9 protein-coding genes are annotated in these 10,380 nt (G+C 76.3%); 7 read left to right on the top strand and 2 right to left on the bottom strand.

The window, feature by feature from the left end; translation table 11 throughout:
* Nucleotides 1-56: 56 nt before the first annotated feature.
* Nucleotides 57-1,148, bottom strand: coding sequence for an NADH:flavin oxidoreductase/NADH oxidase (locus tag AB0D08_RS24405; protein WP_359891558.1), 1,092 nt, complete (start codon nt 1,146-1,148; stop codon nt 57-59).
* A gap of 153 nt (nt 1,149-1,301) precedes the next feature.
* Here AB0D08_RS24405 and AB0D08_RS24400 point away from each other — a divergent pair, with 153 nt between their 5' ends.
* The gene (locus AB0D08_RS24400; protein WP_033822879.1) at nt 1,302-1,622 is read left to right on the top strand and encodes a helix-turn-helix domain-containing protein; all 321 of its coding nucleotides are present in this window, start codon (nt 1,302-1,304) and stop codon (nt 1,620-1,622) included.
* A gap of 12 nt (nt 1,623-1,634) precedes the next feature.
* Here AB0D08_RS24400 and AB0D08_RS24395 read toward each other — a convergent pair whose 3' ends face one another.
* The gene (locus AB0D08_RS24395) at nt 1,635-1,826 is read right to left on the bottom strand and encodes a hypothetical protein (protein ID WP_033822873.1); all 192 of its coding nucleotides are present in this window, start codon (nt 1,824-1,826) and stop codon (nt 1,635-1,637) included.
* A gap of 305 nt (nt 1,827-2,131) precedes the next feature.
* On the opposite strand from AB0D08_RS24395, the gene AB0D08_RS24390 reads away from it, so the two are divergent.
* The 6 genes from AB0D08_RS24390 (at nt 2,132) to AB0D08_RS24365 (ending at nt 10,362) form a co-directional block, all read left to right on the top strand.
* Nucleotides 2,132-3,787: a cellulose synthase catalytic subunit gene (locus AB0D08_RS24390; protein ID WP_033822874.1), complete on the top strand. Its 1,656-nt coding sequence runs from the start codon at nt 2,132-2,134 to the stop codon at nt 3,785-3,787.
* 84 nt (nt 3,788-3,871) lie between these two features.
* Complete coding sequence (locus tag AB0D08_RS24385) at nt 3,872-6,772, top strand: SGNH hydrolase domain-containing protein (protein WP_359891567.1); 2,901 nt, start codon at nt 3,872-3,874, stop codon at nt 6,770-6,772.
* A 352-nt stretch (nt 6,773-7,124) separates the two neighbouring features.
* On the top strand, nt 7,125-7,640 hold the full coding sequence (locus tag AB0D08_RS24380; protein WP_359891555.1) for a hypothetical protein: 516 nt from the start codon (nt 7,125-7,127) through the stop codon (nt 7,638-7,640).
* A 178-nt stretch (nt 7,641-7,818) separates the two neighbouring features.
* Nucleotides 7,819-8,898, top strand: coding sequence for a beta-ketoacyl synthase N-terminal-like domain-containing protein (locus AB0D08_RS24375; protein WP_359891552.1), 1,080 nt, complete (start codon nt 7,819-7,821; stop codon nt 8,896-8,898).
* The gene (locus AB0D08_RS24370) at nt 8,895-9,485 is read left to right on the top strand and encodes a hypothetical protein (RefSeq protein ID WP_051813461.1); all 591 of its coding nucleotides are present in this window, start codon (nt 8,895-8,897) and stop codon (nt 9,483-9,485) included. The genes AB0D08_RS24375 and AB0D08_RS24370 overlap by 4 nt, the downstream gene beginning before the upstream one ends.
* A 37-nt stretch (nt 9,486-9,522) precedes the next feature.
* Nucleotides 9,523-10,362, top strand: a complete 840-nt coding sequence (locus AB0D08_RS24365) for an alpha/beta hydrolase (protein WP_033822876.1) — start codon at nt 9,523-9,525, stop codon at nt 10,360-10,362.
* The last annotated feature ends 18 nt before the right edge of the window (nt 10,363-10,380 follow it).

The raw sequence follows: 10,380 nt of genomic DNA, 5'->3' as shown, positions 1-10,380 counted from the left end.
TGGACGGCCGCCGGGCGCCTTCGCGGGGCTGACGGGCCCCGGGGCCCGCCCCGGGGTCAGCCGCGGCTGCCGACGGCGAAGCCGTACTGCCGGGGCCAGCGGCGCTCGGCGCCCAGGGCGCGGGCGGCGTCGTGCGCCCAGTACGGGTTGCGCAGCAGTTCGCGGCCGAGCATCACGGCGTCGGCGTGACCGTCGCGCAGGATCCGCTCGGCCTGCTCGGGCTCGGTGATCAGGCCGACGGCGCTGACCGGCAGCCCGGCCGCGGCCCGGATCCCGGCCGCGAAGGGCACCTGGTAGCCGGGGCCGGTGGTGATCTCGGCGTGCGGGGCGAGGCCGCCGCTGGAGACGTCGACCAGGTCGGCGCCGGCGGCGGCGAGCTCCTTGGCCAGCAGGACGCTCTCCTCCAGGGTCCAACTGGGCTCGCCGGGCAGCCAGTCGGTGGCGGACACCCGGAAGAACACCGGCAGCTCCTGCGGCCAGACGGCGCGCACCGCGGCGGTCACCTCCAGGGCGAGCCGGGCCCGCCCGGCGAAGGAGCCGCCGTAGCCGTCGGTGCGGTGGTTGGCCGCCGGGGACAGGAAGGAGTGGATCAGGTAGCCGTGCGCGCCGTGCACCTCGGCCACCCGGAAACCGGCGGCCAGCGCGCGCTCGGCGGCCCGGGCGAAGGACCGGACCACCTCGGCGATCTCCTCGACGGTCAGCTCGTGCGGCAGCGGGTGGGCGGCGAACGCGAGCGGGGACGGGCCGACCGGCTGCCAGCCGCCCTCGGCGGCGTCGAGCGGCGTGCCGCCGAGCCACGGCTGCCGGGAGCCCGCCTTCCGGCCGGCGTGGGCGAGCTGGATCGCCGGGACCGCGCCGTGGCCGGCGATCAGGGCGGCGACCCGGGCCAGCGCCTGCTGCTGCCGGTCGTTCCACAGCCCGAGGTCGTACGGGGAGATCCGGCCCTCGGGGCTCACGCCGGTGGCCTCGACCATCACCAGTCCGGTGCCGCCGGCGGCGCGGGAGCCGAGGTGGGCCAGGTGGAAGTCGGTGGCCACGGCCTCCTCGGGCCCCTCGGGGGCGGCGGAGTACATGCACATCGGCGACATCCAGACCCGGTTGGGAATGGTCAGCGAGCGCAGGGTGAGCGGCTCGAACAGGGCACTCATGCGGGTCCTCCGGAAGGCGGCGGGGTCACGGTGACGTTCGTACGATAGCCGCCGTACTACGAGAACTGTCAAACTACGAGAACTCTCGTACCATGAGGTGTGCACCAGACCACAGCGGAGACAGCGCCCGGGGCGGCGGAGGCGTGCACCACCCTGCCCGAGCCCGGCACCGACGAGATCCGGCTGGAGTGCGTGCTGCACGCGCTCGCCGACCCGGTCCGGCTGCGGATCGTGGCCGAGCTGGCCGCGCCGGGGGCCGCGCTGAACTGCCTCGCCATCGACCTGCCGGTGACCAAGTCCACCAGCACCCACCACTTCCGGGTGCTGCGCGAGGCCGGCGTGATCCGGCAGTGGCGCAAGGGCACCTCGAAGATGAACGCGCTGCGCCGGGACGACCTGGCCCGGCTGTACCCCGGCCTGCTGGAGAGCGTGGTCGCCGCCCTGGCCGCGCAGCGCGACGCCGCCCGGCCCTGAGGGGCCGGACGGTCAGTCCTCCCGACCCTCCTCGGCGGTGTGCGGGAGGTCGATGCCGTTGCGGGCGGCGATCCGCAGCAGGGCGGTGATCCGGCCCCGGTAGGCCTCCACCCCGTCCTCGTCCCCCTCGGCCCGCGCCTGCTCCAGCGCCCGGCGGGCCGATGCCAGCTGCTCGCGAAGCTCCACGCCGAAGTTCTCTGTCACGGCCGCCCTCCGGTGCCGATGTGGACGAAGACCCTCTGCTCGGGGAAGTTCCGCCCGGGCGTCCAGCATGGACGAATGCCGACAAATCATCAACCAGCTGCCGGTCCGACCTGCGCCACGCCCACGATGGAGTGATCCCTCCGCCGCGCGTCGGCCGCACCGGCCTCGCCGCGGGCCCGCCCGCGCCGGGCGCAACGCGCCCGTCACCGGAGTTGTCCGGGTGTTCATCCTTGATCGACAGATGGTCTATACCAATCCGGTAGCCTGACCTCGAGACGTCCCAATTCGACGGCTGTGGGGGCCCTATGACTGCCGATCACCTACCGGCGCCACCGACCGACCGCGAGCTCTACTGGTACTTCGGCCCACAGCGCCGCTGGGTACCGATCTGCTCCTCGCTCGCCTTCGTCTGCTCCGCGCTGACCATGGTGTCCTTCTCGCTGCGCACCGCCGCGCTCTGGCCGTTCCTGGCCGTGCTCGCGCTCAACCTGGTCGCCCTGGTGCTGTCCTGCGTCAACGGGCTGCGCGGGCGCCGCTTCACCCGCCGCTCGCACGAACTGCTGCTGGCCGCCTGGCGGCCCGCCACCGCCCCGGCCGTCGACCTCTACCTGCCGACCTGCGGCGAACCGCTGCCGGTGCTCGCCAACGCCTACCGCGCGGTCGCCGGCCTGCGCTGGCCCGGTGCGCTGACCGTCTGGGTGCTCGACGACGCGGACCGCCCCGAGGTGGCCGGCCTGGCCCGCGCCCACGGCTACCGGTACGTGGTGCGGCCCGACCGCGGCCACCTGAAGAAGGCCGGCAACCTCAACCACGCGCTCGGCCTCGGCGACGGCGAGTTCATCGCCATCCTGGACGCCGACTTCGCCCCCCGGCCCGACTTCCTGCACCACCTGGTGCCGTACCTGGCCGACCCCGGGGTCGGTATCGTGCAGAGCCCGCAGTGCTTCGACACCGACCCCTCGATGGGCTGGATCGAACGCGCCGCCGGGGCCGCCCAGGAGTGGTTCTTCCGCTGGATCCAGCCCTCCCGCGACGCCAGCGACGCGGCGATCTGCTGCGGCAGCAACGCCGTCTACCGGCGCGCCGCGATCGAGGCCGCCGGCGGCTTCGCCCGGCTCGACCACAGCGAGGACATGTACACCGGCCTCGCCCTGCACGGGCGCGGCTACCGCACCGTGTACGTGCCGGTGCTGGTCGCCAAGGGCACCTCCCCGGCGGGCCTCGCCCCCTTCGTCAACCAGCAGTACCGCTGGGCGATGGGCAACCTGCACCTGCTCGGCGGCTCCGAGCTGGCCCGGCTGGGACTGCCCTGGCGGATGCGGCTGTGCTACTACGAGGGCGTGGTCGGCTACCTGACCATGTTCGTCAACATCCTCACCGCCCCGCTGCCACCGCTGGTGATGCTGTTCTGGTTCCCCGGCCAGGTCCGGGCCTGGTACGCGCTGCCGCTGATCTCGCTGCTGTGGCTGTGGCACGTGCTGCTGCCCCGGGTCAGCCGGACCCGCTGGCGGATCGAGGTGATCCGGGCCAACACCCTGATGGCCTTCGCGGCCGGCGCCGCCCTGCTGCACACCCTGCGCGGGCGCAGCGCCGCCTGGGTACCCACCGGAGCGGGCCGGACCCGCCCCGGCGGGATGGCCCGGCGGGTGGTGCTGGTGACCATGCTCTGGACGGCCGGCGTCCTCGCGGCCACCGCCGTCGGCCTCGCCCTCGCCGTCGCCGCGTACGGCTGGTGGCCGACCTGGGGCCTCGGCCTGTACCTGCTGGTCCAGGCCCAGATCGGGCTGCCGCTGGTCCGCGACCTCGCCGTCGAACTGCGCGGCACGCAGCGCCCCGGCCGCGCCCGGCCCTCGATGCGCCCGCGCCGCTGGCCCGAGGCGCTGGCCGTGACCAGCTCGCTCGCCCTGACCGCACTGCTCGCCTCCGGCTGGGTGGCGCCGATGCTGCCCTGGCTGGGCTGAAAGGTCGTCACACCCGTGTCCATCAGCGCTGACCCCGACCAGCGGCCCGACCAGCGGCCCGACCAGCAGACCGACCCGCTCACCGTGCTCACCCCGCGGCCCGCCCCCGGCGAACGCCGCTTCCGCCCCGACCTGGAGGGGCTGCGCGCCGTCGCGGTCCTCGCCGTCCTCGGCTTCCACGCCGCCGTCCCCGGCCTGGCCGGCGGGTTCGTCGGCGTCGACGTCTTCTTCGTCCTGTCCGGCTACCTGATCACCGGCCTGCTGGTCCGGGAGGCCGCCGCCCACGGCCGGATCCACCTCGCCGAGTTCTTCTCCCGCCGGGCCCGCCGCCTGCTGCCGTCCGCCGCCCTGGTGCTGGCGGTGGTGGCGGTCGCCGGTGCCTGGCTGACCGTGCCGCTGCGCCGTACCGACCTGGAGCACGACGTGCTGGCGGCCGCCCTGTCGGTCGCCAACTGGCGCTTCATCGGCCTGCAGACCGACTACCTGGCCGCCGGGCGGGAACAGAGCCCGCTGCTGCACTTCTGGTCGCTGGCGGTGGAGGAGCAGTTCTACCTGGCGTGGGCGCCGCTGGTGGCCCTGGTGGTGCTGGTGACCGCCCGCCGCCGGCGGGCGCGGACACCGGTGCTCGGCCCGGTCCTGGGCGCCGTGACCGCTGGCCTGACCGCCGCCTCGTTCGCGCTGGCGCTGCACTGGACCGCCGGTTCGGTCTCCCTCGCCTACCTCGGCACCCCGTCCCGGGCCTGGCAGTTCGGGGCCGGCGCGCTGCTCGCGGTCGCGCCCTGGCACCGGCTGCGCGGGCCGCGCGCGGCCCGTGAACTGCTCGGCTGGGCCGGACTGGCCGCGATCGGCTGGTCCGTGCTGGGCTTCGACGCCGCCACCGCGTACCCGGGATGGGCCGCGCTGCTGCCCACGGCCGGCACGGCGGCGGTGATCCTGGCCGGGACCGCCGACCGGGACGGCCGCGGCCCGCACACCGTCGGGCGGCTGCTCGGCACCCGGGCGCCGCGGGCGCTCGGCCGGCTCTCGTACAACCTCTACCTGTGGCACTGGCCGGTGCTGGTGCTCGCCGAGGCCCGCTTCGGCGTGCTCGGCCGGCCCGTGCGGACGCTGCTGACCTGCGCCGCCGCGCTGCCCGCGTACGCGGCGATGCGCTGGGTGGAGCGGCCGCTGCGGCACAGCCGGGTGGTGGCGGAGCTGCCCAGGCGCGGGCTGTCGCTGGGCCTGACGGCCGTGGTGCTGCCGGTGGTGCTGGCGCTGGTGGTGGGGACCGGGACGCTGCGGGTGCTCGGCCCGGCCGGACCGGTGGACCTGGCCGGGCTGGCCGCCGGGAATCCCGACGGAACGTCACTGCTGCTGCCGGGCGGGGCCACCCGCGGCCCGGTGGTGCCCAACCCGGTGCAGGCCCGGCAGGACTTCCCGCCGGACGGTGCCTGCGAGGTGCCGCCGGCCGCCGTCACCAGCCCGGACTGCCGGTTCGGCGACCCGGCCGCGGCCGACCGGATCGTGCTGCTCGGCGACTCGCACGCCGGGCAGTGGTTCTCCCCGCTGCTCGGCATCGCGGCGCAGCGGCACTGGGCGCTGGAGGAGCTGGTCAAGCAGGGCTGCCCGCTGCCGCAGGTGCCGGTGGTCAACCCGCAGCTCGGCCGCGTCTACCAGGAGTGCGACCAGTGGCGGTCGGCCGCGCTGGAGCGGCTGCGCGGCGGGCCGAAGCCGAAGCTGATCGTGGTCGCCTCGCTGAACCGCTACACCGCGGACCGCGAGCAGTTGCTGCGCGGCTGGCAGCAGACCCTGGAGCCGCTGCGGGCGCTCGGCGTGCCGATCGTCTACCTCCAGGACACCCCGGTGCCGGGCCTGGACGTGCCCGCCTGCCTGTCCGGGCACACCGCGGATCCGGCGGCCTGCGGGTTCGCCCGCCCGGCGGGCCTGTGGCCGGACCCGCTGGCCGAGGCGGTGGCCGCCGGCTCGGTGCCGGGCGTGCGCAGCGTCTCCGTCAACCCGGTGCTGTGCCCGGGCTCGGGGCGCAGCTGCCCCGCGGTGCTGGACCGGGTGGTGCTGTACCGGGACGACGCGCACCTGACCAACACGGCGGCGGTGGTGCTGGCGCCGCGCTTGGAGCGGCTGCTCGTCGAGGCCGGGGTGCTCACCGGGGGCGGGGCGCCCGCGGGGGGCGCGGGCTGGACCGAGGTGCTGCGGGACGAGTTCGACGGCCCGGCCGGGCGCCGGCCCTCCGCGGACCTGTGGCAGTACGACCTCGGCACCTGCTACCCGGGCTGCCCGGCCGCCCAGTGGGGCACCGGCGAGGTCGAGACGATGACCGACTCGGCCGAGAACGTCCGGCTGGACGGCGCCGGCGCGCTGGAGATCCGGCCGACGCTGGCCGGCGGGCGGTGGAGTTCGGGCCGGATCGAGACCCGGCGCGCGGACCTGGCCGCGCCGCCCGGCGGTGTGCTGCGGATCGAGGCCTCGATCGCGCTGCCGGCGGTGGGCGGTCCGGCCGCCGGCGGGTACTGGCCGGCGTTCTGGACGCTGGGCGGCGCGCTGCGCGACGGGTACACGGGCTGGCCGGGCGTCGGCGAGCTGGACGTGCTGGAGGCGGTGGGCGGCCGGCCGTCGGTCTTCGGCACGCTGCACTGCGGTACGGCGCAGGGCGGGCCGTGCCGGGAGCCGGCGGGCCTCGGCTCGGGCCTTCGGCCGTGCGCGGACTGCTGGGGCGGCGGGTTCCACACGTACGCGGTGGAGGTCGACCGTTCGACGGCGCCGGAGCAGGTCCGCTGGTACCTGGACGGCGCCGAGTACCACCGGGTGACCGCCGATCAGGTCGGGGCCGAGGCCTGGGACCGGGCCGTGCACCACGGGATGTTCGTGGTGCTGGACGTGGCGGTGGGCGGCGGCCTGCCCGACGCGTACGGCGCCCCGCTCACCGCGGCGACCGAGCCGGGGCACCCGATGCGGGTGCGCTACGTGTCGGCGGCGACCCGGGGCTGAGGCACCCGTCATCGCCCGGACGGGCCGGCCCCGGGAGCAGCAGCCGCGGGGACCGGCCGGTCCGGGCAGCGGGCCGGGCGGGCGGTGCAGGCAGCGGGCCGGGCGGTGCAGGCAGCCCTCAGCACATGCACATCTGCTGACGTGGAGAAAGAGTGACTTATCGCCGGCTGATGCGCCGTGCACCGGTGGGATCCGGCCCGCCGGACCCCTCCGACCTGCGGCGATGGCGCGATCCGCACCCCGCCCGGAGGGCCGGAAACAGGCTGTTCGCCGTCGATCCGCCGGGTTAGGAATGGAAGCCCGGGGCCGCCCTCCCCCGCCCCGGACCGACCCGAACAGGAGCCCGCCACCCATGACCCGACTCCGTGCCGCCGCCGTCGTCCTCGGCGCCGCCGCCGCACTGACCGCCGTCCCGCTGTCCACCGCGCAGGCCGCTCCCGGCGACACCGCCACCCTCTGCTCGTCCTCGCTGACGCCGAGCGGCTGGGTCGACGTCCAGTGGTGGAACAGCTTCAGCTGCGGATCGACCTTCAGCCCCAACATCCGCAAGGTGCAGCAGCTCACCGGCTACGCCGCCGGGACCACCGTCACCGCCTGCGCCTCCAGCCTCCCGCCCGCCGGCTGGGTGGCGGTCTCCATCTCCTACAACAGCGGCTGCGTCTACGCGCCCAACCAGGGCTTCAACAAGAACTCCTGGCAGCTCAAGCAGCTCACCGGCTACCCGGTCGGCACGGTCGTCAACGCCTGCTCCTCGATGCTGCCGCCGGCCGGCTGGGTCTCGGTGGGCGAGTACTACGACGGCGGCTGCCAGCCCACCTCGACCCCGAGCACCGCCAAGAACGCCTGGCAGCTCAAGCGCGTCTCCTGAGCCGCCGTCACGGCCGCCGCCGGGCCTCCGGGCCGGGCCGACGCCCCGGCACAACGAGGCTTCTCCTCCCCGGAGTTGGGCACGGCGGGTGATAGCGTTCGGGCACGATGCACGTCTTCGAGCACGGCACTCGTCCACGCCCCGCCGCCCTCCGCCGGCCACCGCGGGAGGCCACCGGATGGCGGTGATCACCGGGCTGGCCACCCTGACGGCGTACGGGAGCGGACCCGAGCACCTCTGGACCGGCCTGCTGAGCGGCGAACCCGCGCTCTCCCCGGTCACCCGCTTCGAGGTCACCGGCCGCCGCGCCCGGTACGCGGCCACGCTGCCGGGCAGCCCCGACCTGACGGCGGAACTGGCCGCGCTGGTGGACCGGGCCTGCACCGGGGCCGGCCTGACCGGCGCCGAACGGGCCGTCACCCCACTGCTGCTGGCCCGCCACCTCACCACCGCCGTGGACCCGCCCACCGCCCCGCTCGCCGCCGACTGCGGCCTGCTCGGCCTCCAGCGGATCCACACCGGCGCCTGCGCCGCGGCCGCCTCGGCGGTCGCGGACGCCGCCGCCCAGCTCGCCCTCGGCGAACACCCGCGGCTGGTGGTGGCGGCCGGGCACCTGGTCACCGAGGACACGTTCGCCTCCTTCGACAGCTCCGGCGTGCTGGCGCCGGACGGAATCGCCCGCCCGTTCAGCACCGGACGGCGGGGACCGCTGCTCGGCGACGGCGCCGGGGCACTGGTCCTGGAGAGCCCGGCGGAGGCCCGCCGCCGCGGCGCCACCCCGCTGGCCCGGATCGCGGGCTGGGGCCAGGCCGGCGACGCCCACCACGTCGCACGACCGCACCCGGCCGGGCTCGGCACCGCGCGGGCCGTCGCCGCCGCCCTGCACCGGGCCGGCCTCGGCCCGGACGCGGTCGGCTACGTCAACGCGCACGGCACCGCCACACCGGCCTTCGACCCCAGCGAGGCCGCCGGACTGCACCGCGCCCTGGGACCGCACGCCGCGAGGGTCCCGGTCAGCTCCACCAAGCCCCTGCACGGCCACTGCCTGACCGCCGCCGGCATGGTCGAACTGGCGGTCTGCGCACTGGCCCTGCGGCACCGGCTGCTCCCGGTCAACGCCGGCCACCTGGGCCCCGACCCCGCCTGCCCGCTCACCCTGGTCCTCGGCCGGGCCCGGCCCACCCGGGCCCGGTACGCGCTCAGCCTCAGCGCCGGATTCGGCGGTACCTGCACCGCACTGCTGCTGGAGCGGGTGTGACCGGCCCCCCGCCGGGCCCCAAGCCCTGCCTCAAGCCCTGCCCCGCGCCCGGCCGCAGCCACGGGCCGCCCCGGCCGCCCGCCCCGCGGGTGCTGGCCGAGGCGCACTGGCCGCCGCCCGGGGCGCCCACGGCCCGCCCGGACCAGGGCAGGTTCCTGGTCTCCCGCTTCCCGCCGCTGGTCACGGCCGTCGCCGAGGACTGCCTGCGGGCCCGCTACGGCGAGCCGCCCGCACCGCCCGCCCGCGGCGAGCGGACCGCGGTCCTGCTGTCCTCGCTCCGCTCGGACCCGGCCACCGCCCACGCCGTCGCCCTGGCCCTGGCCCGCGGCGAACCGGTGGCCAAACCCCTGCTGTTCCAGTCCGCGCCGACGGCCGCACTCGGCCAGGTCGCCGCCCGCTGGGGGCTGGCCGGACCGATGCTCTCGATCACTCCAGTCGGCGACCGGCTCACCGACGGACTCACCCTCGCCGCACGGCTGTTGACGCTAGGCGAGGCGGCCGAGGTGCTGCTGGTCTGCGCCGACCTCGCCCACCCGGGGCAGCCGGGGGACACCGCCCATGCGCTGCTGCTCGCCCCCGGCGGCTGACCGGGCGGGCCCCGGACGGCGGACCTACCGTGGAGACATGGCCGAACCGACGGGCCACGGATGGTCGTGGCTGAGCTGGGACCGGATCAGTTCCGGTCCGGACGACGCCGAGCAGCGGGCCCTGCTGCTGCCCGGCGGCCTGTGCACCGCGGACGAGTACCGCGAGCTGATGGCCGAACCGGCACTCGCCGGGGTCCGCCTGACCGCCGTCACCCTCCCCGGGCACGGCGGCACTCCCCCGCCGCGCGACTGCGGCCTGGAGAACTACGCCCGCCTCGCCGCCGAGTGCGCGGCCGGCCTCGGCGCCGACGTCGTGGTGGGGCACAGCATGGGCGCCAACGTGGCGATCGAGATGGCCGCCTCCGGCCGCTTCCGCGGGCCGGTGATCCTGCTCGCCCCCAGCTTCTCCCGGCAGGACGAGAGCCGGTTCCTGCGCACCCTGGACCGGCTCGCGCTGGTGCTGGGCCACCTGCCGTACAGCGCGATGCTGAAGATCGTCGACGGCGCGGCCAAGGACAGCCCGCTGCCGCCGGACCGCAAGGCGGAACTGGTCGCGGACCTGCGCCGCAACGACCCCCGGGTGATGCGCCGCGTCCTGCGCGGCTACCTGGGGTACCTCGACCGGTACGGCTCGGTCGCGCCGCGGCTGCGCGGCGCGGACGGGCCGGCCTGGGTGGTGCACGGCGAGAGCGGCGACGGCGGCATCACCGCCGACGAACGCCGCCTGCTGCTCTCCCGGCCCGGGATCCGGGTCATCACCCTGCCCGGCGAGAGCTTCTTCACCCCCGCCGAGGAGCCCGCACTGGTCGCCTCGTACCTCACGGAGGCCCTGGCCGCGGCCCTGACCGCGGCCCGCGGCCCCGCGCCGGACGCCTGAACGGCGCGGTCGTCCGGC

This window comes from Kitasatospora sp. NPDC048540 (assembly GCF_040651175.1).
Lineage (GTDB): Bacteria > Actinomycetota > Actinomycetes > Streptomycetales > Streptomycetaceae > Kitasatospora.
The sequence above is the reverse complement of the archived record's forward strand: the minus strand, read 5'-3'. Positions and strand labels throughout refer to the sequence as shown.